Source organism: Albidovulum litorale (assembly GCF_025751495.1).
GTDB classification, from domain to species: domain Bacteria; phylum Pseudomonadota; class Alphaproteobacteria; order Rhodobacterales; family Rhodobacteraceae; genus Albidovulum; species Albidovulum litorale.
Genome location: NZ_JAOWKZ010000001.1, coordinates 519,638 through 541,679 on the forward strand (window position 1 = coordinate 519,638; position 22,042 = coordinate 541,679).

Genomic DNA, 22,042 nt, shown 5'->3' on the forward strand with positions numbered 1-22,042 from the left:
GAAAGTGGAATATCCGCCTCAGCGCTGGCCGTAGTAGAGACCGACGACATGTTCGGCCTCGGCAAAGAAAAGCCAACGCGCGGCGAAGGCGCCCATCAGGTGGATGGCCGCGATCACCGCCAGAACGAAGGGATGCGGCGGCATGAACAAGAGCATCAGCCCCGGCAGGATCGCCGCCAGCGTGACGGCGATCCGGCGCAGGGTCGAGGCGTGTTTTCGCCCGACCACGTGGATCATTTCCTTCATCAGATAGTTCGGCCCGGTATGGGGCTGGGCCAGCACCCGGACCTTGCCGACAGACCCGAGGCCCGTGGCCGACCCCATGGAAGCGCCGACCTCGCCGAAGCGCCGGTCACCCAGCTTGAAGGCCACGATCATCAGGATCGCGAGCAGGGCACAGAGGATTGAGGCCAGCAGCGCCTGCCCCGTCATGATCGCCCCGCCGGTCGCAGCGAAGGCAAGGAACAGGGCAGGCGTCGCCCAGAAGGTCCAGCGCGGCACGGTCTTGAGCTGCGTGTAGATCATCGAGGTGGCGATGACAGTGGCAAGGCAGAAGGCCGCGCCGACAAGACCGAAGACCGGCGGCAGGCCGCCGCCGAAGATCGCGGCCAAAGCAACGGGGGCCAGCAGCAGAAGTGCTGCAACCGCCGCCCAGCCCTCGCGGCTCAGCCAGCTTGTCCGCCATTGGGTGAAGGCCCGCCAGGCCCGCTGAGGGTTGCCGAGGTGAAAGGTGGAGGCCAGAAGCCCGATCACGGCCAGCCCGTAGCCCAGCCCCCAGATCAGGAAGGCCTGAAGCCCGTAGACCGGCAGAAGCCCGAGGGCGAGAAAGGCCAAGAGCCCGAAACCGGCGCCCGAAAGCGTTGTGAAGACAATGACGGAAGGGGCCGGATGCATTAGATTTTCTCCAGAATACGGTCGAGCCACCCGGCAAAGCCGGTGGTCTTCACGTCAAGCAGGGGCGCGAGTATGTCGACCTCTTGCTCCGGTCCCTTGGGGCGCGGCGGCAGGTAGCGGTTGACCGGCTTGGTGTCCATCTCGGGCATCAGCTCATAGCCGCCGCGGTCTGCCACCAGCTTGCTCACGTCGCTGTCAGGGTCGCCGAGGTCGCCGAAATGGCGCGCGCCTGCCGGACAGGTGCGGACACAGGCGGGCTGACGGTCCTCTTCCGGCAGGTTCTCGTTATATATCCGGTCGACGCAGAGCGTGCATTTCTTCATCACGCCCGCCGCCTGATCCAGTTCCCGCGCGCCGTAGGGGCAGGCCCAGGCGCACAGGCCGCACCCGATGCAGGCGTCCTCGTTTACCAGAACGATCCCGTCCTCGGCGCGTTTGTAGCTGGCCCCGGTTGGGCAGACCGTAACGCAAGGCGCGTTTTCGCAATGAAGGCAGGAGCGCGGGAAGTTGATGACCTGCGCCGTGCCCTGGTCGGGCTGTACCTCATAGCTGTGCACCCGGTTGAGGAACGTGCCGGAAGGCTCTGATCCGTAAGCGTTCTGGTCCGACAGAGGCACGCCATAGCCCTGATCGTTCCAGCCCTTGCAGGCGGTCACGCAGGCATGGCAGCCGACGCAGGTATCGAGGTCGATGACAAGGCCGAGCTTCTTGGCGGAGGGTGGCGGAAGGGCAGTCATGGGCGGTTCCTCCGTGCGGCGGGAACAGGCGACGGGATCGGTGGGAAGGCCGGCTGCGCTTCCTCCGGTGGGTCGGCCTTTTTGATCCTGACACGCAAGTCGAACCATGCCGCCTGTCCGGTGATCGGGTCGGAGTTCGACCAGCGCATCCCGTCACCCTTTTCAGGCAGAAGCTCGTGGATCAGGTGATTGAGAAGAAAGCCTTTGGTGGATTCCGGCGCATCCGGGTCCAGTGCCCATGCGCCCTTCCGTTTCCCGATCGCATTCCAGGTCCAGATCGTGTTTTCGTTCAAGGCGGCCATATGGGCCACCGGAACGGTGATTTCCCCAGAAGGCGAGGTCACGCGGGCCCAGTCGCCGTCCTGAAATCGGTGCTCTTCCCAGATCTTGGTCGGCACATAGAGCGGGTTGTGACCGTGTATCTGCCTGAGCCATGCATTCTGCGAGCCCCAGGAATGGTACATCGCCATGGGCCGCTGGGTCAGGGCATGAACCGGATAGTCCGCCCCGGCGCTGTCGCCGAAAGGCTCATACCAGATCGGCAGCGGGTCCATGGTCGCGCGCACGCGTTCGCGCAGATGCTCGGGCGGCTGACGTGTCCCGTGCCCTTCCGCAGCAAGGCGGAAGCGCTGCATCGGTTCGGAGTAAATCGAGAAGAGATAGGGCTGCGGCTTGTCGTAAAGACCAAGCTCCACCGCCCAGTCCTGATAGGCCGCATTCCACGGTTTGAAGAACTGCGCCTCGTCCGGGATATGGGCGATGGCAAAGCCGCCATTGTCGATATAGCGCTGCAACTGATCGGGGTTCGGCGCGCCGCGCCCGGTCTGATCGCCGTTGCCGCGCCAGCCCATCAGAGGACCCACACCGGGGCGGCGTTCATGGTTGACCATGTAATCCGCGTAATCGCGATACTTGGCCTTGCCTTCGGCATCCACGAAGCCCGGCAGTTTCAGCCGGTTGCCCAACTCCACCAGCACCGACTGGAAGCCCCGCACCTCCCGGTCAGGCTCGATCACCGGCCAGCGGATCGCATCCGCCGCCGCTTCTGCCTCGCAGATCGGGCGGTCGAGCAGGGAAATGCAGTCGTGCCGTTCCAGATAGGTCGTGTCGGGCAGGATCAGGTCGGCATAGGCGACCATCTCAGACGCGTAGGCGTCGGAGTAGATGATGCGCGGGATCTTGTAGTCGCCGTCTGCATCCTTGTCGGTCAGCATCTCCATGACCGAGCGGGTGTTCATTGACGAGTTCCACGACATGTTCGCCATGTAGAGGAGCATCGTGTCGATCCTGTAGGGATCGCCTGCATGCGCGTTGGGGATGACCATATGCATGAGGCCATGGGCACTCATCGGGTTTTCCCAGGTGAAGGCCTTGTCGATGCGCGCGGGGCTGCCATCGGGGTTGAGCGCCAGATCATCCGGCCCGTGGACAAAGCCCAGATGCGGGCCGTTGAGCGGCGTGCCGGGGTTGAAGCCGCAATGTGGTTTCGGATGCGCCTCCACCGGCTTCGGATAGGGTGGCTTGAAGCGGAAGCCGCCGGGGGTTTCGACCGAACCGATAAGAATCTGCAGAAGGTGCAAAGCCCGGCAGGTCTGGAAACCGTTCGAATGGGCCGATACGCCACGCATGGAGTGAAAGGCCACGGGACGGCCGACCATCTGGCTGTGGGTGTCGCCCCGGAAATCGGTCCATTCCTGATCGAGGACGACGGGTTCATCGAAGGCCGCCCGCGCGATCTCGGCCGCCAGTCCCTTGATGCGGGCGGCGGGGATGCCGGTGCGCTCGGCCACGGCCTCGGGCGCGTAGTCGTCCGAGAGGTAACGCTCGGCGAGGTGTTGGAAGACAGTACGCGCGCCTTTGTGGGTCGCGCCGAGGTCGGGCTGAACGCCCTTCTTGTCGAAGACGGCGGGTTTGCCGGTTGTCTTGTCGATGACCAGATGCTTGCCGTCCTTGTCGCGCAGCAGAAGGCCCCGGCCCGGCCCAGCCGTTTCATCGACCAGACAGGGCGCGTTAGTGAAGCGGGCGAGGTAGTCGAGGTCTATCTTGCCTGCTTTCAGGAGTTCGTGGATCAGCGACAGGATCAGCAGGCCATCGGTGCCCGGCGTGATGCCGTACCAGTCATCGGCCACGCCGTTATAGCCGGTGCGGATCGGGTTGACGCCGATCACGCGGGACCCCCGCGCCTTCAGCTTGCCGATGCCGATCTTGATCGGGTTCGAGTCATGATCCTCGGCCACGCCGAAGAGGATGAAAAGCTTCGCCCGGTCCCAGTCCGGCTGGCCGAATTCCCAGAACGCGCCGCCCATCGTATAGATGCCGCCAGCGGCCATATTGACCGAACAGAAGCCGCCATGGGCGGCGTAATTCGGGGTGCCGAAACCCTGCGCCCAGAAGCTGGTGAAGCTTTGCGACTGGTCGCGGCCGGTGAAGAAGGCGAGCTTCTCGGGCGCGGTTTCACGCAGCGGCTTCAGCCAGGCGACGGCGGTCTGGAATGCCTCTTCCCACGAAATCTCCTCAAACGCGCCCGATCCGCGCGGGCCGACCCGGCGAAGCGGCGCGCGCAACCGCGAGGGTGCCGTGACCTGCATGATGCCGGACGACCCCTTGGCGCAGAGCACGCCCTTGTTCACCGGGTGATCGCGGTTGCCTTCAATATATGAAACCTTGCCCGACTTCAGATGCACGTTGATACCGCAGCGGCAGGCGCACATGTAGCAGGTCGTCTTCCTCACCTCGTCTGAGATTTTGGGAGAAGTGTCCAGTTTCGGCTGCTGATATGTCATGTGCGTTCCCCGTTCCCCCGCCCGGGCAGGAGTTTCTTCGTCTTCTCTTTACACGGCAACCCGTTGAACCCGAATTGCATTTTTTCGAACTAAACGTTCGCTTTCGTCATGTTGGCCTGCAGCGCGGTGACAGCGATCATCAGTTCGACATCGGCCGCAACGCAGCCGCGCGAGAGGTCGTTGGCCGGTTTGGCGAGGCCCTGCAGCACCGGGCCGATCGCCATGGCCCCGCCGATCCGCTGGGCAATCTTGTAGCCAATATTGCCCGCATCAAGGTCCGGGAAGACGAAGACATTCGCGCGACCCTCGACCGGCGAGCCCTTGGCCTTCGAGGCGGCAACGACGGGTACAAAGGCCGCGTCGAACTGCAATTCTCCGTCGAGAATGAGGCCCGGATGGGCGGCGCGGGCCAATGCCGTCGCCTCCTGCATCTTCGTGACCGCCGGATGCGCGGCACTGCCCTTGGTGGAAAAGGAGAGCATCGCGACGCGCGGGTCCTCGCCCGTCAGCGCGGTCAGTGAGCGGGCAGATTGCCCGGCAATGGCGGCGAGGTCCAGAGGGCTCGGGTCGACCACGAGCCCGCAATCGGAGAAGACCACGGCGCCTTTCACGGTGTGATGTGGCGCTTCCATGATCATCAGGAAGAAGGAGGAGACAAGCGCCTCGCCCTTCGCCTTGCCGATGCACTGGATCGCGGCGCGGACCGTGTCGGCCGTGGTCGCGACCGCGCCGCCGACAGTACCGTCTGCCAGCCCCTCGCGCACCAGCATCGCGGAATAGGTCAGTGGGTCGCGCAGGGCTTCGGCCGCGCGTTCCGCGGTCACGCCCTTATGCTTGCGCAGGTCATGATAGACCGCTGCCAAGCGCGTGTGATGCGGCGAGGTTGCGGGGTCGTGGATCGTCAGACCGTCGCCTTCCGCCCCGCCCTGCCGAGCCAGTTCGGCGGTGACCAAAGCGTGATCCCCGACAAGGATGATCCGTGCCAGTCCGCGCGCCTGGGAGGACAGGGCGGCGGCAACGATACGCGGGTCTTCACCCTCGCTCAGCACAATCGTTGTACCGGCCTTGATCGCTGCCGAGAAGATGCGGTCCTGAACGCTCATCGTCATCTTTCCTTCACACCAGAGACCGCGCCAGCCCGAGAACCGACAGGCCAATCAGCAGCAGGATTGCGACGCGGCGGAAGCTTTGCGGCGTGGCGGACAGGAACCGGCGTCCGCCCAGCCAGATACCTGTGACAAGCAGGGGCGTGGCCAGCGCGCAGGTCACGAACGTATCCCGCGTCACCATCCCGTTCGCCCACATGAGCGGCAGCGCCACCATGTCGATAGCGGTCAGATAGGCGACCATGGTGGCGCGAAAGACCGCCGCCGGAATGGGTTGCGCCGCCATGAAGGCCGCGACCGGCAATCCGCCCACCGCCGCACCATTGGCAAATCCCGATGCCAGACCGACGCCCGCGTGACCGACAAGCCCGATCTTGCGGTGCAGTGTCCAGCCCGTCAGCAGGATCAGCGCCATGACGAGGATCATCAGCGAAATCGCGATCCGCGCCCGGTCCTCACCCACCCGCGCCAAAAGCGCGACGGAAATCGGCATGACCACGGCAGCGCCCGCCAGCATCGACAGGACCCGCCTCCATTCGATCTTTCCCGCCACGCCCCGTGCCTGGAGAAGCGTCATGGCGATCTCGGCGATCACCACGACCGGCACGAGGAAAACCGGGTTGGTCGCAAGGCCCGCTGCGGCGACGACAAGGGCCGAAAAGCCAAAGCCCGAATAGCCCCGGACAAAGGCCGCCGCGAAGAAGGCGAAGGCAAGCCAGAGGCCCGCCCCCGCCCCCAGATCGAAGGGGAGCGTCATCACGCTCCTTTTTGCGGACGCATATCGGCCTTGTTGATGCCCGCGACCGCGACCGGCTTCTTCATCGCGTCACGGCGGAAGGGCTCACCCAGTTCCTGGTTGATCATGGCTTCAATGAGCGTGGTCTTGCCATGCTTCATCTGGTCCTCGATCGCCTTCGCCAGCGCGTCGGTCAGCTCGTCCATCGTGCGGGCGACGACACCCTGCAATCCGCAAGCCTTGGCGATGCCGGCATAGGAGACCTGGGTGTCGAGTTCCGTGCCGACGAAGTTGTCGTCGAACCACAGGGTGGAGTTCCGCTTTTCCGCGCCCCACTGGTAGTTGCGGAAGACGATCTGGGTCACGGCGGGCCATTCCTCGCGCCCGATGGCGGTAAGTTCAGTGACCGCGATACCGAAAGCGCCATCGCCCGAGAAGCCGACGACCGGCACGTCCGGACAGCCGATCTTGGCGCCGACCACGGCGGGAAGACCATAGCCGCAGGGGCCGAAAAGGCCCGGTGCCAGGTATTTGCGCCCCTCTTCGAAGGACGGGTAGGCGTTGCCGATGGCGCAGTTGTTGCCGATATCCGACGAGATGATCGCGTTCTTCGGCAGCGCCGCCTGAATGGCGCGCCACGCTTTCCGGGGGCTCAGCCAGTCGGGCTTTGCGGCGCGGGCGCGTTCGTTCCAGGTGGTGCCGGGATCGTCCTGCTCGTGATCCATCGAGGTCAGTTCCTGCGCCCAGGCCGACTTGGTCTTGGCGATCAGCGCCATGCGGTCGTCGCGGCCGGCGTCACCGGCATTGTCCGACAGCCGGTCGAGGATCGAGTTCGCGACCTTCTTGGCGTCACCGACGATGCCGACGGTCACTTTCTTGGTCAGGCCAATCCGGTCGGGATTGATGTCGACCTGAATGATCGCCGCATCCTTCGGCCAGTAGTCGATGCCATAACCCGGCAGCGTCGAGAACGGGTTAAGCCGCGTGCCAAGGGCCAGGACGACGTCGGCCTTGGCGATCAGTTCCATCCCGGCCTTGGAACCGTTGTAGCCCAAGGGACCGGCAAAGAGCGGATGCGAGCCGGGGAAGGCGTCGTTGTGCTGGTAGCCCACGCAGACCGGGGCCGACAGACGCTCGGCCAGTTTCATCGAGTCGCCGATTGCGCCGCCAAGGACCACACCAGCGCCGTTCAGAATGACCGGGAACTTCGCGTTCGACAGAAGCTCTGCCGCCTTGGCAAGCGACTCTTCGCCGCCGCCCGGGCGTTCGAATTCGACGATCTGCGGCAGGTCGATATCGATCACCTGGGTGAAGTAATCGCGCGGCACGTTGATCTGCGCGGGCGCCGAGGCCCGCTTGGCCTGCAGGATCACGCGGTTCAGCACTTCGGCCATGCGCGAGGGATCGCGGACCTCTTCCTGATAGCAGACCATGTCCTTGAAGGCCGCCATCTGCTCGACTTCCTGGAAACCGCCCTGCCCCATCGTCTTGTTGGCGGCCTGCGGGGTCACCAGCAGAAGCGGAGTGTGGTTCCAGTAGGCGGTCTTTACGGCGGTGACGAAGTTGGTGATGCCCGGGCCGTTCTGGGCGATCATCATCGACATCTTGCCGGTGGCGCGGGTATAGCCGTCAGCCATCATCCCGCCCGAACCTTCGTGCGCGCAATCCCAGAAGGTGATGCCCGCCTCGCCGAAGATATCCGAGATCGGCATCATGGCCGATCCGATAATCCCGAAGGCATGTTCGATCCCATGCATCTGCAGGACTTTTACAAAGGCTTCCTCGGTGGTCATCTTCATGGCGGGTCTCCCTCGGGAACAGGCTGTTGCAGGGGATGTTCCCCCCTTTTCATGATGTTCTTACGCCGGGAGTCGCGCCGCCCTGTAGGGCCAGTCACGCCACCTAGTTATGTCCAGATTGACGCTGCGCTTCGGCAATCAGGCCGATCCCCTCCGGAATGCGGGTCTGGGCAATCGAGGAATAGGCGATCCGGTAGTAGTTGCGCGGAGCCGTGCCGGGAGCGAAGAAGATGCGCCCCGGCTCGATCAACACGCCCTTCGGACGCAACCGCGCCGCCAGAAGGTCGGTATCGATATGGTCGGGCGCCCGCATCCAGAAACTCGACCCGCCAAAGGCCCCCTGCCCGGCGATTTCCAGCCCGTTCAGGCGGATTGCCTCATCCATCGTTGTGCGGCGGCGTTTGTAGGCCTGATTCAGCCGGTTGATCAGCGCGTCGTAATGGCCAAGCGACAGGAAATATGCGACCGTGCGCTGGATATGGCCCGGCGCGTGGCGTAGCATCGCGGCCCTCAGCGCACGCGCCTCGCGGATGAAGGCCTCGGACGCCACGACATAGCCAAGGCGCAGCCCCGGAAAGAGAGATTTGGAAAAGGAGCCGACGTAGATCACCCGTCCTTCCCGGTCGAGCGACTTGAGCGCAGGCGCGGCAGGCTTCAGGAACGACATCTCGAATTCGTAATCGTCCTCGACAATGACGAAATCCTCGCGCTCGGCCCGTTCCAGAAGCGCCGTGCGGCGATCGACGGGCATGGTCGCGTTGGTCGGGCACTGATGGCTCGGCGTCGTGAAAAACACCTCTGTTCCCTCAGGAACCGCGTCGGGCGAAGCACCGTGACTATCCACGTCCACCGGCCGCACCTGTACGCCCAACTGCCCAAGGATCGCCCTGAGCCCCGGGTAGCAGGGATTTTCTACTGCCGCTAAGCCCTCGGGTTTCAGCAATATCTGGGCCGAGAGCCAAAGCGCGTTCTGCGCACCCATGGTCAGCAGGATCTCCTCGGGCCGCGCACTGATCCCCCGCCGCGGCAGGATCGAACGGATGATGTACTCGATCAGCATCGGGTCGTCGCGTTCGTAAAAATCGGCGGTCAGAACCTCGAAATCCCGCTTGCCGAGGGCGCGGAGCGCGCATTGCCGCCAGTTCTGATGATCAAAGAGCGTGGCATCGGCCTGCCCGTAGATGAACGGATAGGGGTAGGACTGCCAGTCCTGCGGCTTCGCGATCAACTCGTGGCGGGAAAACCGGCGGCCGATAATACGCTCCCAGTCGACAGAATCGCCATGCGGCCGCTCGGCCGGGGTAAAGGCCGGATGGATCGGCGCGGTATCGGACACGAAATACCCCGACCGCCCGCGCGATGTGAGGTAATCGCCCGACACAAGTTCGGTATAGGCCAGCGTCACGGTGATCCGGCTGACCCCCAGATGCCGGGCAAGCCCGCGGCTCGACGGCATCTTCTCGCCCGGCCCGAACCGGCCGCGCAGAATGCCGTCGGCGACCATCTGCTGAATCTGCTGCTGCAGCGTCCCGTTAAAACCGGGGGTCAGGAAGAACGCTTCCGCTGGGATCGACATGACTGGCCATATGTTCAGAAAAAACTGGACTTAAGAATGACGCGGAATGGTGCCGCGTCAACCTCACCACCGAAGCTTCAAGCATGGCGAGACGTGAATTGATCGGAAATCGTGCAGATCACTCCGCAATATTGCCACATAGTTCGGCTTCCTTGCGACGCAAATAACTGTTTTCAAGGCCAATTGCCGACATGCGCGCAACAATAGACAATACGCAAACAGCTTTTCCCAAATACCGCTTTCCGGTAGCAAATAACCTCGCAAACGGCGCGGTTTTCGCCTTCGCGATGTGCCTTGGCCTCCTGATGTTCCTCTGGGACCGCCAGATCAATCTAGATACGGCTTGGTATCTGGTCGCGACGCGGGATTGGCTGGATGGCGCGCGGCTCTATGTCGATATAGTCGAACTCAATCCGCCGCTGAATTTCTACTTCACCGTACCACCGATCCTGTTGTCCGATCTTCTGGGCATCAGCGACACGAATGCGCAGTATCTGTTTGTCTGCATCGCGACCTTTCTAAGCATGTTCATCTGCTGGAATCTGGCGCCCCGCGTACAAACAAACCAACGCCTCCTCTTTCTTCTGGGCCTTGGCCTGGCGATGACTGTGCCGGCCATGAACGATATCGGCCAGCGTGAACATTTTTTGATTATCCTGACAACGCCCTGGCTTGTTTCACAACTTCCACTGCAGCAGCGGTTGCGTGGACGCACTCGTATATTTCTGGCTGCGGTCGCCGCCCTTGGCATCTGCCTGAAGCCCTATTTCGTTCTGATCCCGGCGGCGATCACGCTAGGGCAAGTCCTGACATCACGGTCACTGCGCCCGATCCTTTCGGCCAGCAATCTGACGATGGTTGCAGTCGGCACCTCCTATGTCGCCGTCGTCTACATTCTTTACCCGGAATACTTTCGCGACGTGGTCCCGCTCGCCCGTGAATTCTACGGTGCTTTCAGCCTCCCCGCTTCCTCGGTTTGCCGCTATCTGGCAATAATTTTTTTTCCGTTCGCTCCTTTACTGCTTCTCCTTCTTGTTCGACGAAATGTTCCGGCGGGAAGTGGCGTACTGATCTCGGCTACCCTGGCTGGCGTCGTGGTATACTTCGTTCAATGGAAGGGCTTTCCATATCACTCAATTCCGTTCGAGGCCTTCGCACTCATGACTTGTTTCTGGGCGCTCGCGCATGCCGAACGGATGACGCCGATAGCGGTCGGCGCGATCATGGGTATTCTCGGCTCGCACTATCTTAGTCATCTTCAAGGCATGTACCGCAGCGAGGCGGAAAGGGTCCCGCAACATATCGTCAGCGCCGGCTGGCAGCCGCTGAAGATCGCGAGCTTGTCGACTCATGTTTCTTCCGGGCCGCCTATTGCGTTGGAGATCGACGCTGATTGGAGCAGCCGCTACGCCCATCTCTGGCCAGTTCCCGGCGCGCAGCGCGCGCTTGCGAGTACAGACTGCGATTCCGAACCTGAACGTTGCGCACGGTTCGAGGCAATCCTCGACGATACCCGCAAAAACATTCTTGCCGATCTATCAGCCTCCCGGCCAGAAGTCCTGATCGTCGAGCATGAGTATTATTTCTTCGGTCAATCAGACTTTTCTTGGGACATCTACATGCGGGCCGATCCGGCCTGGTCAGAAATCATAGGCGACTATCGCCTGGCGTTGACTGACGAAAACTTTGAAATCTGGATCCGTTGTGCGCAGGCACAAGGGGCAATCGCCGAGAGTTGCCGGGATCTCGACGTTTGACGTAATACGAGCTCAGCTTGAAAACGCTCTAGCAACAGCAATTCAGATTGCTCGGGAACCGGCACGATCGAAGGACCGGCGCAGGTTAAAGGTGCGCCCCGGCCGAAGCCGGGGCGACACGACACTCAGGAAAAGACCTTCGTCAGCGCCTTGTCGATGGCGCCGGTGATCTGGTCGATATCGTCGGCGGTCGCGATCAGCGCGGGGCTGAGGCACAACGTGTTGTTGAAGCCGGGCAGCGAGCGGTTGGTCGCGCCGATGATCACGCCCTGCGCGCCGCATTCGGCGACAACGGCCTGGACCTTCTTCTCGTCCACCGGCTCCTTGGTCTGACGGTCGGCCACCAGTTCGGCGCCGCAGAACAGGCCCTTGCCGCGCACGTCGCCGATCACCCGGTGCTTTTCCATCAGCGCGCGAAGATTGTTCATCGTCCGCTCGCCCATCTTGATGGTGTTCTCCAGAAGACCCTCGTCCTCGATGATCCGCATGTTTTCGATTGCCGCCGCCGGGCCGGCGGTGCAGCCGCCGAACGTGGAGATGTCGCGGAAATAGTTCATCGGGTCAGACGAGTCGTCCTTGAACATGTTGAAGACCTCTTCGGTCGTCACCATGCAGGCGATGGCGGCATAGCCCGAGGCGACGCCCTTGGCCATGGTCACGAAATCCGGCTTGATGCCGAAATGCTGGTAGCCAAACCAGGTGCCGGTGCGGCCCACGCCGCAGACGACCTCGTCGATATGCAGAAGGATGTCGTACTTCTTGCAGATCTCCTGCACCCGCTCCCAGTAGCCCTGCGGGGGCGTGATCACGCCGCCACCCGCCGTCACCGGCTCAAGGCAGAGCGCGCCGACCGTGTCGGGACCTTCGCGCAGGATCACTTCCTCGATCGCGTCGGCGGCGCGCTCGCCATAGTTCTCGACATCCCACTGCTTGCGGTATTCCAGGCAATGCGGAACCTTGACGAAGCCCGGCACGAAGGGGCCGTACTGGGCATTGCGCTCATCCTGGCCGCCCGCCGACATCGTGGCGATGGTCGCACCGTGATAGTCGCGGTCACGGTAGAGGATCTTGTGCTTCTTGCCGCCGTAGCGCTTGTGCGCGATCTGGCGAATCATCTTGAAGGCCTTCTCGTTGGCTTCCGAACCGGAGTTGGTGTAGTAGACCCGGCTCATGCCCGGCATCTTCTCGATCAGTTTCTTGGCGAAGATCGACCCCGGGATCGAACCGGCCGAGTTGGCGAAGTAATTCACCTTGATCAGTTGGTCATAGACCGCCTTGGCGATGGATTCGCGGCCATAGCCCACATTCACCGTCCAGACGCCGCCGGACACGGCGTCCAGCAATTCGTTGCCCTTGGCATCCCAGACACGCATGCCCTTGCCTTCGATGATGACTCGGGGGTCCGAGGTCTCGAACGGCTTGTGCTGAATCAGGTGATGCCAGAGATGGGCGCGGTCAGCCTCGACCACCTCGGAAATATCGTTTGAGTAGACGGAGTTGTTCATCTTGTTCACCCTTTCTGATGCGCGCTGCCCGGTGCGCTCTGCCCCTTATGGGCTGCTTTGCGACCAACGGACTTTCAACCGAAATCACCACGGAATCAGCGCCGCCCGTAGGGCCAGAGATGCAGCTCGCATAATACCAGTTCCATAGAAAGTTTTCACTTTCCGAAATCTAGCTTTCCCGCTCATGGAAAAAGCTTGGGCGCGCTTGCCAGAATGGCTGCCCGGGCGCGGAAATGCCATTCAGCCCGGGAGGGGAGGAACGGATGAAGGGCACTGATCGGCAATCACCGCCGAACCAGCATCTGGATATACAAACCAACCCCAATCTGGCCCTATACCTAAACGCCCTTCGAACGCATCGTGTTAAGGATCACGGCGCGAAGCAAATGACCGGACCAACTCAGGGAGAGAGACCGAATGAAAACCAAGACATTGACGACCGCAGTCGCTGCCATGGCCCTCATGGCCGGTGGTCAGGCCGCGCATGCGCTCGACGAGATCACCGTCGCCTATTTCCTCGAATGGCCGATGCCCTTCGAATACGCTAAGGTCAAGGGCACCTACGAAGAAGAGATGGGCGTCAAGATCAACTGGCGCAGCTTCGACACCGGCACCGCGATGTCGGCCGCAATGGCCTCGGGCGACGTGCATATCTCGGTCAGCCAGGGCGTGCCGCCCTTCGTCGTCGCGACCTCGGCCGGGCAGGATCTTCAGGCCGTCGATGTGGCCGTGTCCTATGCCGAGAACGACAACTGCGTTGTGCGCACCGATCTTGAGATCGACAAGGACAATGCGGGCGAACTGGCAGGCAAGAAGGTCGCCGTTCCGATCGGCACCGCGGCGCATTACGGCTTCCTTAAGCAGATGGAGCATTTCGGCGTCGATATCGGCACTATGGAAATCGTCGACATGGCGCCGCCCGATGGCGCTGCCGCCTTCGCGCAGGGTTCGCTCGACATGGTCTGCGGTTGGGGTGGCGCACTGCGCCGGATGAAGGAACACGGCAATATCCTTCTGACCGGGGCCGAAAAGGAAGAACTCGGCATCCTCGTCTTCGACGTGACCTCTGTGCCCGCCTCTTTCGCGGCCGAAAACGGTGACCTCCTGGCGAAATTCCTGAAGGTTACGGCCGACGCCAACGCAATGTGGGCCGATGAGGCGAACCACGCCGAAATGCTGCCGGTCATCGCCGCGGATGCCGGCATGGACGAGGCCGCAACGGCCGAGACCATGGCCACCTTTGTCTTCCCGACCGTGGAAGAGCAGCTGAGTGCCAAATGGCTCGGCGGCGGCGCGCAGAGCTTCATGAAGGGCGTAGCCGACGTCTTCGTTTCGGCAGGCTCCATCGACGCGGCGCTCGACAGCTATGACGGCGCGGTGAACACCGACGGGCTGACTGCCGCCTCGGGCATGTAAGGTACCAGTTGAACCGGGTTCGGGCGGCAGCGCCCGGACCTCCACTCACGGAAGGGGCTGCGCTAGGCGCAGCCCCGCCAAGTGAACATCGCGCGACGCGATCTTCCCGTCCAAACCTCAAGAAAGTGGCGATATGGCCGGACTTTCCATACAGAATATCTCGATGCGCTTCGACCTGCCCAACGGCTCGTCGGTGCAGGCATTGAAGAATGTCAGCCTCGATCTGGCGCCGGGCGAACTTCTGAGCGTCCTGGGCCCCTCGGGCTGCGGCAAGACCACCCTTCTCAACATCGTCGCGGGCTTCCTTGCGCCCACCGAAGGCAAGATCATGCTGAACGGCCACCCGGTCACGGGCCCGGATGCCGAACGTGGCATGGTGTTCCAGCAGGGCGCGCTCTTCGAATGGATGAACGTGCGCGACAATGTCAGCTTCGGCCCCCGCATGGCCGGTCAGAAGGAATCCCAGTACGGCAAGGAGGTCGATCATCTCCTCGACATCGTCGGGTTGAGGGAGTTCAAGGAAAAGGCGATCTATGAGCTGTCCGGCGGTATGCAGCAGCGCGTGGCGCTGGCCCGCTGCCTCGCCAACCACCCCGATGTGATCCTGATGGACGAGCCCTTGGGCGCGCTCGACGCGCTGACGCGGGAAAAGATGCAAAGCCTTGTCCTGAAGCTCTGGAAAGAGACCGGCAAGACCATCATCCTCATCACCCATTCGGTGGAAGAGGCGCTGCTTCTGGGCGAACGCCTTCTGGTCATGGCCCCGCGCCCCGGCCGCATCCACAAGGAATACCGCCTGCCCTTCGCCGATCTCGGCGTCGGCAAGGACCTGCGCGAGGTCAAGAAACATCCCGACTTCGCCGTGAAGCGCGAAGAGATCCTCGCGATGATCTGGAACATGGAAGAGGAAATCATGGGACGCATGGAGGCGGCACAATGACCGGTCTGATCATCCTTGCGGTCTATGTCGCAATCTTCGTCGGCAGTTTCGTCGCGACGAAGTTCCTCGTCCACAAGACAAGGCGCGATTTCACCTCGCTGAAGACCGTGACCTTCGGCGACGAAAGCGCGGTGACGCCGAACCGGGTCGCCAGCGTCGTCTCGATCCTGACGCTGTTCCTTATCTGGGGGTCCTTCACCGGATCGAAGCTGCTGCCCTCCTTCCTGCACGCGCCGGGGCCGTTCACCGGCGAGGCGGAACTCACCTACACGCTGGAGGCCGAGGACGGGTCCCGCGACGATGCCACGATCAAGGTACTGGTCTACCAGCTTGGCGCGGACGTTGCCGAACCCGCGATTGAACCCGGCGACGGCTTTGCCAAGAATGACGGTTTGACCATGGCGTCCGGTCGTTCAACGACGATCATCTTCGACAAGAACGACGAAATTACCCGCAAAATGGGTGCCAAGGTCGTGGCCGTCGATGGCAAGCCGATTGGTCCCGGCCAAACCGTTAGCATCGGTGCGGGCACGGTTTCGCTCAGCGACAAGGGCGCGATTCAATTCGCCCCGCCGCTTGGCCTCCAGATGGACCCGATCTGGCTGCCCGCGCCGGAATCGGTCGTGAGCCGATTCCTGGAGATCCTGAATTCCGGCTATCGCGGCAGCACGCTCTTGGAGCATCTCGGCTATTCGCTCTTTCGGGTTGTCGTCGGCTTCATCTGCGGCGCCATCGTCGGTATCCCGCTGGGTTATGCGATGGGCCTGTCGGACTGGTTCCGCGGTTGGTTCGACCCGATCGTCGAGTTCATGCGTCCGGTGCCACCCTTGGCGCTGATCCCGCTGGTGATCATCTGGGCCGGGATCGGCGAGACCGGCAAGATCATCCTTCTGTTCCTCGCGGCACTCTGGATCATGGCCATCGCGGCCCGGTCCGGCGTGTCCGGCGTGAGGATCACCAAGATCCACGCCGCCTACTCGCTCGGCGCGACCAAGCCGCAGATCATGCGTCACGTCATCGTGCCGAACTCGCTGCCCGACATCTTCACCGGTGCGCGGGTGGCAATGGGGGTCTGCTGGGGCACGGTCGTCGCGGCGGAACTCGTCGCTGCCGAAAAGGGCGCGGGCATGATGATCATGGTCGCCTCCAAATTCCAGCTTACCGATATCGTCATCATGGGGATCATCCTGATCGGTCTCATCGGCTTCGGCATCGATATCCTGATGCGCATGGCTGAAAAATGGCTGGTGCCCTGGAAGGGCCGCGCCTGAGGCGCAGCTTACGGAACGACGCTCCCACCTGACCCGGCCATAAAGGTCGGGTTTTTTCTTTATTGTTCCCGCGCGGATTGTGAATTCGGCATCTCATATCCTGGGCTTTTATTAAAAACAGAATGTTTCCAGACCGCTAGCAGGGAAATGGGGCGATCCTGCCGCATTCCTTAAGTTGCCGCGTCGGGTGCTTTTCAGGCCTGCGGAACCGCTTTTCAGTCCACAATCCCGACCGGTGACAAAAATGGGTAGCGAACCGTCAACGATCGTTTCGTCTGTGGAACCATTGGCCGGCGCTGGTAATCATGGCTGCCCCAAACCAGTCCGGAATCAGGATAAATCCCGCCTTGGCTCAGCCGCATTCCCCCTCTTTCCTATGCTCATCCAGTAACGACCGCCCGTTCAAGCGGTCAGTAAGAGTAACGAGGACCAATGAAATCTTTTTACGAGTCAGCCCATTCCACGAACCAACATCCGCTTCCGCCCGGTCGGGGTGCCATGATCCCGGAAAGCCCACGCCCCTCCCCCCGCATGGCAGTCCCTGTAATCTGGACCTTGCCGGGTCTTGTCAGTACGGCCCGCGTTGAAACCTCTTTCGGCGCGCTGCCCGTTCAGGCGTTGCGCAAGCACGATCCCCTGCGCACAGTTCAGGGCAGCATTGTCCGGGTAACGCGTATCGTCACCAACCATCTCGACGCCGATTTCCTGAGCGCCAATCCAGACGCGCAGCCGATCCGGATATCCGCCGGGGCGCTCGGGCCGAATTGTCCGAAAACCGATCTGCTTGTCTCCCCGGGACAGAAGATCAATGTCAGCCCCGGCCAGTTCCGGCAGGACTTCCGCCTTGCGCGAGATCTCGTGAACAAACCGGGCGTGATGCGGGCGCCACAGTCGCTGGTCAGCTATTACAGCTTTCAGTGCACGGCCCCGGCCGCCGTTCTGGCGGAAGGTCTCTGCATCAGCGTGGATGCCTAAAGCGTTTCGGGTTTTAGCTTGAATGACAGGTATCAGAATTCGAACGAAAAAGGTTCGACTTCTGATTCAAAGTAAACCCGAAACGCTATCATCGGCAGCATCTTCCTCAGGAACGCCCCGGAAACCCGTGGCGACCACGAATTTTTCCGAACTGTCGGCACGACTTGCGGGCGGCTTCACATTCGCGACCTTGGTAAAGGCGCGTTTGAGAAGCGCCTGCAACTCGTTCTCGGCCCCACCCGCAAGAACCTTGGCGACAAAGGTGCCGCCCTCTTCCAGAACGTCGAAAGCGAAGTAAGCAGCCGCCTCACAAAGCGCCACGATGCGCAGGTGGTCTGTACCCTTGTGGCCGGAGGACGCCGCCGCCATGTCGGACATGACCACATCGGCCTTGCCGCCGAGCCATTCCTTCACCTTCTCGTCCGCATCGTCGGAGAGGAAATCGAGCTGATGGATCTCGGCCCCGGCAATGGGTTCGACCTCCTGAAGGTCGACGCCCAGAACCGTGCCGACCTTCTTGCCGGATTTCTGGCCAAGCGCGTTTACCCGCTCCACCGCGACCTGGCACCACCCCCCCGGCGCACAGCCAAGGTCGACGACCCGCGCGCCGGGCACGAGGAAGCGGAACTTGTCGTCAAGCTCCAGGATCTTGTAGGCCGCCCTGCCCCGGTAGCCTTCCTTCCTGGCCCGCTGCACATAAGGATCGTTCAGCTGACGTTCGAGCCAGAGGGTCGAAGACAGTTTCCGCCCCTTGGCGGTCTTGACCCGCACCCGAAGATCGCGCTGCCCGCGTCCCGATGTCTTGCCCGAAGGTGTCTTCGCCATATCCCCTGCCCGTGCCGGGCCCTCAGTACTTCGTTCCGGTTCAAATACGCACCCAGCGCCGCCAAGGCAATCGCGCGCGGCCAAAGGCTCAGAACGGCCCGTCCTCAAGCACCCCGTCAGCCGACATCTGGGCGTAAAGCAGCCCTTCACGCAGCCCCCGGTCGGCAACCGACAACCTGTCGGTCGGCCAGATCCGCATCAGCGCCTGCAAGATCGCCGCACCTGACATGATCAGCGAATGCCGGTCGCGCCCGATGCGGGGATCGTTTCTGCGCCCTTCGGGGCCCATGTGGAGGTATTCGAGGATCACCTTGTCGATCTGATCCGAGGTCATGCGCAGCCCATCGACCTTGGTCCGGTCATAGCGCTTAAGCCCCAGATGGCTGGCCGCGACGGTGGTCACCGTGCCGCTGGTGCCGATGATCTGGAACCCCTCGCGCGGCTGGCTGGAATTGTAGGGCGAGAAATCGGCGAGGTTCTCCTCGAAGAACCAGCTCATCAGCGCGAATCGCGCGGCGTCGTCTTCCACGTCGTGGAACTGGTCCTTCAGCGTCGCAACCCCCAGTGGGACCGAAATCCAGTCGACAACCTTGGCGGCCGGAAACGGGCTTTCCGGCGGGTGAAAGCCCGCGTGAAGCCGCATGATCGCGCGGGGCCGGTCATGGCGGGGCACGGCGGACAGGTCGATCCAGACCAGTTCGGTCGAGCCGCCGCCGATATCGACGACCAGCAGCTGCTCGGTCTTGGTCGAGACCAGCGGCGCGCAGGACACGACCGCCAGCCGCGCCTCTTCCTCGGGCTCGATGATCTCCAGGGGCAGGCCGGTTTCCTTCTTCACCATGCCGATGAATTCCGCGGCATTCTTCGCCCGGCGGCAGGCCTCGGTCGCGACCAGCCGCATCCGCTTCACGTCATGCTGCTCAATCTTGCGGCGACAGATCTGAATCGCCTGCACTGTGCGCGCCATCGAGCCGCGCGACAAGCGGCCCGACGCTTCCAGCCCGTGCCCGAGCTGGACGGATTTCGAGAAACTGTCGACCACATGAAACTGACTGCCCTTCGGCTGGGCAATCAGCATGCGACAACTGTTGGTGCCGAGATCCAGCGCCGCATATAGCTGCGCTGGGTCCGGCCTTGGGGTGCCTGGCGGCTCGACCGATCTCGGGAACGCGCCCGCACCTCCGGGACGCCTGGGCGCCATCTTTGCGCCCTCCGATTTGCTGTTACCTTAAACTTAGTCGGCGGAACCCCGTCGCGCAAGCTGGGCGCGGGTCTGCCCGGTGACAATTTGAGAATGAAGGCGGGCCTCATGTTCTTCATGAGGATTTTGACCTCGAAATCGGCCTGCCAGCCATGGCATGCCCGTCCCGTGAGCGGCAACAGGACACAAGCAGGTCGCTCCGGTCCCGCACAATGTCGAAAACCGGCACTGATGTGCGGGTTGCGACGAGTATTGAGGGCGCGAACCGAGAAGGAATCGTCATGGCTGAAGTCACCATCGTCTACTGGCGCGACATCCCGGCCCAGGTCATCGTCGGCAAGGGCCGCCGCGGCACGAAAAAGCCGCTGCCAGAGCGCTTTGAACAGGCCATCGACCGCGCCGCGATGAAGACGGGCGCGGCCGGAACCGATGACTATCTCGCCGAATGGCGCAAGGCCGAACCCTTCACCGTCGAGGGCGATGACGAAGAGGTCGCAACCGCCCAGGTGGCGCGGATCGACGCCGAATACGACAAGGAGCGTATCAAGGCGCTCATCGACAATGATGGCTGGGCGTGACGCCCCTAATTTAACCGGAGGGTTGCAATGGCACTTCTGAATTTCCGCCGCAAGGAAACCGCTGCACCCTCGGGTGCGAACGCCGCTGTCGAGGCCTTCCTGAAAGGCTACTCGATCGAGGTCATGCCGCGCACCGCTGAGAAGGTCGAGGATTTCCGCGATCTGCTGCCCGCTGGCACCCGCGTCTACATCGCCCATATCGACGGCACGCCGATCGAGGACATGGTCGCGACCGCCAAGCGCATCGCCGCCGAGGGCTTCCCGGTCATGCCGCATTTCCCGGCGCGCATCATCAAGGACAAGGCGACGCTCGCCGACTGGATCGCCCGCTATCAGGGTGAGGCCGATGTGAAGCAGGCGCTCCTGCTCGGCGGCGGCATCTCCAAGCCGCATGGCGATTTCCACTGCTCGATGCAGCTGATGGAAACCGGCCTCTTCGACGGCTTCGACCGCCTGCATGTTGCCGGCCACCCGGAAGGCAACAAGGACATCGACCCCGACGGGTCGGACAAGAACGTGATGGACGCGCTTCGCTGGAAGCAGGCCTTCAAGGACCGCACCGACGCCAAGATGGCGATGGCCACCCAGTTCTGCTTCGAGGCGAAGCCTGTCATCAAATGGGTGAACCGTCTGCAGGCCGAAGGCATCGACATCCCGGTTCATATCGGCGTCGCGGGCCCCGCGAAGCTTCAGACCATGATCAAGTTCGCCATCGCCTGCGGCGTCGGCCCCTCGCTGAAGGTTCTGCAGAAGCGCGCGATGGACGTGACCAAGCTTCTCCTGCCCTATGAGCCGAACGAGTTCATCACCGAACTTGCCGCCCATAAGGAAGCCAATCCGGACTTCGGCATCGAATCCGTGCACTTCTTCCCGCTCGGCGGTATCAAGACGAACGCAACCTGGGCCATCGAGAACGGCGGCGCGTCTGCCGTCCCCGCCGCTCAGGCCTGAAGACATAACAAAGAAACAAGGTGAACCATGACCCGCACCGTCCTGGAATCGAAATCGAAAACCGTCGTCATCGGCTTTGACGAGCCCTTCTGCGTGATCGGCGAGCGGATCAACCCCACCGGGCGCAAGAAGCTCGCGGCCGAGCTTGAGGCGGGCAACTTCTCCACCGTCGAGAAGGACGCGCTGGAGCAGGTCGCCTGCGGCGCGATGGTCCTCGATGTGAACGCTGGCGTGGTCTACAATTCGAACCCCAACCCGAACGAGACCGAACCGCCGCTGATGACCAAGATGATCGAGATCGTCCAGGGTCTCGTCGACGTGCCGCTTTGCATCGACTCGTCCGTCCCGGGCGCGCTGGAAGCGGGCCTTGCGGCGGCGCAAGGGCGTCCGCTCCTGAACTCGGTGACGGGCGAAGAGGATCGTCTGGAACTCGTCCTGCCGCTCGTGAAGAAATACAACGTGCCGGTCGTGGCGATCTCGAACGACGACACCGGCATTTCCGAAGACCCGGATGTGCGATTCGAGGTGGCAAAGAAGATCGTGCACCGCGCCGCCGACTTCGGCATCCCGGCACACGACATCGTGGTCGACCCGCTGGTGATGCCGGTCGGCGCGATGGCGACGGCGGGCCGTCAGGTATTCACCCTGGTGCAGCGCCTGCGCGAGGAACTCGGCGTCAACACGACCTGCGGCGCCTCGAACATCTCGTTCGGCCTCCCGAACCGTCACGGCATCAACGCGGCCTTCCTGCCGATGGCGATCGGCGCGGGCATGACGAGCGCCATCATGAACCCGGTCCGTCAAGTGGAGATGGAGGCGATACGCGCCGCCAACTTCCTCTCGGCCCACGATCCCAATGGCGGCGAATGGATCCGCTTCTCCAAGGTGCTGGAAGCGGTCGAGGGCGGCATGACCTTCGCCGAAGCCTCGCAGTCGCAAAGCCAGGCCGCCTCGGGCCGCCGCGGCGGCCGCCGCGCCCGCGCCTGACCTTT

General features: G+C 62.6%; 18 protein-coding genes. 8 read left to right on the forward strand and 10 right to left on the reverse strand.

Annotated features, from left to right (window positions below):
• Nucleotides 1-18: 18 nt before the first annotated feature.
• From OEZ71_RS02625 to pdxR, 7 genes are all read right to left on the reverse strand, one after another.
• Nucleotides 19-894: a dimethyl sulfoxide reductase anchor subunit family protein gene (locus OEZ71_RS02625; RefSeq protein ID WP_263738368.1), complete on the reverse strand. Its 876-nt coding sequence runs from the start codon at nucleotides 892-894 to the stop codon at nucleotides 19-21.
• Nucleotides 894-1,631 (reverse strand): 4Fe-4S dicluster domain-containing protein, encoded by a 738-nt coding sequence (locus OEZ71_RS02630; RefSeq protein WP_263738369.1) that lies wholly within the window; start codon nucleotides 1,629-1,631, stop codon nucleotides 894-896. Before OEZ71_RS02630 ends, OEZ71_RS02625 begins: the two co-directional genes overlap by 1 nt.
• Nucleotides 1,628-4,414 carry a molybdopterin oxidoreductase family protein gene (locus OEZ71_RS02635; protein ID WP_263738370.1) on the reverse strand — a complete coding sequence of 929 codons (2,787 nt, stop codon included), beginning with the start codon at nucleotides 4,412-4,414 and terminating at the stop codon, nucleotides 1,628-1,630. The genes OEZ71_RS02630 and OEZ71_RS02635 overlap by 4 nt, the downstream gene beginning before the upstream one ends.
• 89 nt (nucleotides 4,415-4,503) lie before the next feature.
• Complete coding sequence (pta, locus tag OEZ71_RS02640; RefSeq protein ID WP_263738371.1) at nucleotides 4,504-5,517, reverse strand: phosphate acetyltransferase; 1,014 nt, start codon at nucleotides 5,515-5,517, stop codon at nucleotides 4,504-4,506.
• A gap of 13 nt (nucleotides 5,518-5,530) precedes the next feature.
• Entirely contained in the window at nucleotides 5,531-6,277 is a 747-nt protein-coding gene (locus OEZ71_RS02645) for a sulfite exporter TauE/SafE family protein (RefSeq protein ID WP_263738372.1), read from the reverse strand.
• Nucleotides 6,277-8,055 (reverse strand): sulfoacetaldehyde acetyltransferase, encoded by a 1,779-nt coding sequence (gene xsc, locus OEZ71_RS02650; RefSeq protein WP_263738373.1) that lies wholly within the window; start codon nucleotides 8,053-8,055, stop codon nucleotides 6,277-6,279. Before xsc ends, OEZ71_RS02645 begins: the two co-directional genes overlap by 1 nt.
• Nucleotides 8,056-8,158: 103 nt before the next feature.
• Nucleotides 8,159-9,631, reverse strand: coding sequence for a MocR-like pyridoxine biosynthesis transcription factor PdxR (pdxR, locus tag OEZ71_RS02655; protein ID WP_263738374.1), 1,473 nt, complete (start codon nucleotides 9,629-9,631; stop codon nucleotides 8,159-8,161).
• A gap of 191 nt (nucleotides 9,632-9,822) precedes the next feature.
• On the opposite strand from pdxR, the gene OEZ71_RS02660 reads away from it, so the two are divergent.
• On the forward strand, nucleotides 9,823-11,388 hold the full coding sequence (locus OEZ71_RS02660; RefSeq protein WP_263738375.1) for a hypothetical protein: 1,566 nt from the start codon (nucleotides 9,823-9,825) through the stop codon (nucleotides 11,386-11,388).
• Between the two features lie 125 nt (nucleotides 11,389-11,513).
• Here OEZ71_RS02660 and tpa read toward each other — a convergent pair whose 3' ends face one another.
• Complete coding sequence (gene tpa / locus OEZ71_RS02665) at nucleotides 11,514-12,893, reverse strand: hypotaurine--pyruvate aminotransferase Tpa (RefSeq protein ID WP_263738376.1); 1,380 nt, start codon at nucleotides 12,891-12,893, stop codon at nucleotides 11,514-11,516.
• Between the two features lie 417 nt (nucleotides 12,894-13,310).
• On the opposite strand from tpa, the gene OEZ71_RS02670 reads away from it, so the two are divergent.
• The 4 genes from OEZ71_RS02670 (at nucleotide 13,311) to OEZ71_RS02685 (ending at nucleotide 17,495) form a co-directional block, all read left to right on the forward strand.
• The gene (locus tag OEZ71_RS02670; protein ID WP_263738377.1) at nucleotides 13,311-14,309 is read left to right on the forward strand and encodes a taurine ABC transporter substrate-binding protein; all 999 of its coding nucleotides are present in this window, start codon (nucleotides 13,311-13,313) and stop codon (nucleotides 14,307-14,309) included.
• 133 nt (nucleotides 14,310-14,442) lie between these two features.
• Nucleotides 14,443-15,249: a taurine ABC transporter ATP-binding protein gene (locus tag OEZ71_RS02675; protein ID WP_263738378.1), complete on the forward strand. Its 807-nt coding sequence runs from the start codon at nucleotides 14,443-14,445 to the stop codon at nucleotides 15,247-15,249.
• Between the two features lie 5 nt (nucleotides 15,250-15,254).
• Nucleotides 15,255-16,520, forward strand: a complete 1,266-nt coding sequence (locus tag OEZ71_RS02680) for an ABC transporter permease (protein WP_263738985.1) — start codon at nucleotides 15,255-15,257, stop codon at nucleotides 16,518-16,520.
• Between the two features lie 531 nt (nucleotides 16,521-17,051).
• Complete coding sequence (locus OEZ71_RS02685; protein WP_263738380.1) at nucleotides 17,052-17,495, forward strand: Hint domain-containing protein; 444 nt, start codon at nucleotides 17,052-17,054, stop codon at nucleotides 17,493-17,495.
• Between the two features lie 66 nt (nucleotides 17,496-17,561).
• On the opposite strand, the gene OEZ71_RS02690 is transcribed toward OEZ71_RS02685, so the two are convergent.
• Together OEZ71_RS02690 and OEZ71_RS02695 are read right to left on the reverse strand one after the other, a co-directional pair.
• Nucleotides 17,562-18,320, reverse strand: coding sequence for an RlmE family RNA methyltransferase (locus OEZ71_RS02690; RefSeq protein WP_263738381.1), 759 nt, complete (start codon nucleotides 18,318-18,320; stop codon nucleotides 17,562-17,564).
• An 88-nt stretch (nucleotides 18,321-18,408) separates the two neighbouring features.
• Nucleotides 18,409-19,521 carry a Ppx/GppA phosphatase family protein gene (locus OEZ71_RS02695; RefSeq protein ID WP_263738382.1) on the reverse strand — a complete coding sequence of 371 codons (1,113 nt, stop codon included), beginning with the start codon at nucleotides 19,519-19,521 and terminating at the stop codon, nucleotides 18,409-18,411.
• A gap of 281 nt (nucleotides 19,522-19,802) precedes the next feature.
• Here OEZ71_RS02695 and OEZ71_RS02700 point away from each other — a divergent pair, with 281 nt between their 5' ends.
• Genes OEZ71_RS02700 through OEZ71_RS02710 form a run of 3 tightly spaced genes read left to right on the forward strand, consistent with a single transcriptional unit; the run spans nucleotide 19,803 to nucleotide 22,037 of the window.
• Complete coding sequence (locus OEZ71_RS02700) at nucleotides 19,803-20,099, forward strand: virulence factor (RefSeq protein WP_263738383.1); 297 nt, start codon at nucleotides 19,803-19,805, stop codon at nucleotides 20,097-20,099.
• Between the two features lie 27 nt (nucleotides 20,100-20,126).
• Nucleotides 20,127-21,050, forward strand: coding sequence for a methylenetetrahydrofolate reductase (locus tag OEZ71_RS02705; protein ID WP_263738384.1), 924 nt, complete (start codon nucleotides 20,127-20,129; stop codon nucleotides 21,048-21,050).
• 27 nt (nucleotides 21,051-21,077) lie between these two features.
• Nucleotides 21,078-22,037: a methyltetrahydrofolate cobalamin methyltransferase gene (locus tag OEZ71_RS02710; RefSeq protein WP_263738385.1), complete on the forward strand. Its 960-nt coding sequence runs from the start codon at nucleotides 21,078-21,080 to the stop codon at nucleotides 22,035-22,037.
• The last annotated feature ends 5 nt before the right edge of the window (nucleotides 22,038-22,042 follow it).

Bases quoted from the DNA above. Each gene is read 5' to 3' on its own strand.
- OEZ71_RS02625 (WP_263738368.1), bottom strand. From the start codon at position 894: ATGCATCCGGCCCCTTCCGTCATTGTCTTCACAACGCTTTCGGGCGCC.
- OEZ71_RS02630 (WP_263738369.1), bottom strand. From the start codon at position 1,631: ATGACTGCCCTTCCGCCACCCTCCGCCAAGAAGCTCGGCCTTGTCATC.
- OEZ71_RS02635 (WP_263738370.1), bottom strand. From the start codon at position 4,414: ATGACATATCAGCAGCCGAAACTGGACACTTCTCCCAAAATCTCAGAC.
- pta (WP_263738371.1), bottom strand. From the start codon at position 5,517: ATGAGCGTTCAGGACCGCATCTTCTCGGCAGCGATCAAGGCCGGTACA.
- OEZ71_RS02645 (WP_263738372.1), bottom strand. From the start codon at position 6,277: ATGACGCTCCCCTTCGATCTGGGGGCGGGGGCGGGCCTCTGGCTTGCC.
- xsc (WP_263738373.1), bottom strand. From the start codon at position 8,055: ATGAAGATGACCACCGAGGAAGCCTTTGTAAAAGTCCTGCAGATGCAT.
- pdxR (WP_263738374.1), bottom strand. From the start codon at position 9,631: ATGTCGATCCCAGCGGAAGCGTTCTTCCTGACCCCCGGTTTTAACGGG.
- OEZ71_RS02660 (WP_263738375.1), top strand. From the start codon at position 9,823: ATGCGCGCAACAATAGACAATACGCAAACAGCTTTTCCCAAATACCGC.
- tpa (WP_263738376.1), bottom strand. From the start codon at position 12,893: ATGAACAACTCCGTCTACTCAAACGATATTTCCGAGGTGGTCGAGGCT.
- OEZ71_RS02670 (WP_263738377.1), top strand. From the start codon at position 13,311: ATGAAAACCAAGACATTGACGACCGCAGTCGCTGCCATGGCCCTCATG.
- OEZ71_RS02675 (WP_263738378.1), top strand. From the start codon at position 14,443: ATGGCCGGACTTTCCATACAGAATATCTCGATGCGCTTCGACCTGCCC.
- OEZ71_RS02685 (WP_263738380.1), top strand. From the start codon at position 17,052: ATGGCAGTCCCTGTAATCTGGACCTTGCCGGGTCTTGTCAGTACGGCC.
- OEZ71_RS02690 (WP_263738381.1), bottom strand. From the start codon at position 18,320: ATGGCGAAGACACCTTCGGGCAAGACATCGGGACGCGGGCAGCGCGAT.
- OEZ71_RS02695 (WP_263738382.1), bottom strand. From the start codon at position 19,521: ATGGCGCCCAGGCGTCCCGGAGGTGCGGGCGCGTTCCCGAGATCGGTC.
- OEZ71_RS02700 (WP_263738383.1), top strand. From the start codon at position 19,803: ATGGCTGAAGTCACCATCGTCTACTGGCGCGACATCCCGGCCCAGGTC.
- OEZ71_RS02705 (WP_263738384.1), top strand. From the start codon at position 20,127: ATGGCACTTCTGAATTTCCGCCGCAAGGAAACCGCTGCACCCTCGGGT.
- OEZ71_RS02710 (WP_263738385.1), top strand. From the start codon at position 21,078: ATGACCCGCACCGTCCTGGAATCGAAATCGAAAACCGTCGTCATCGGC.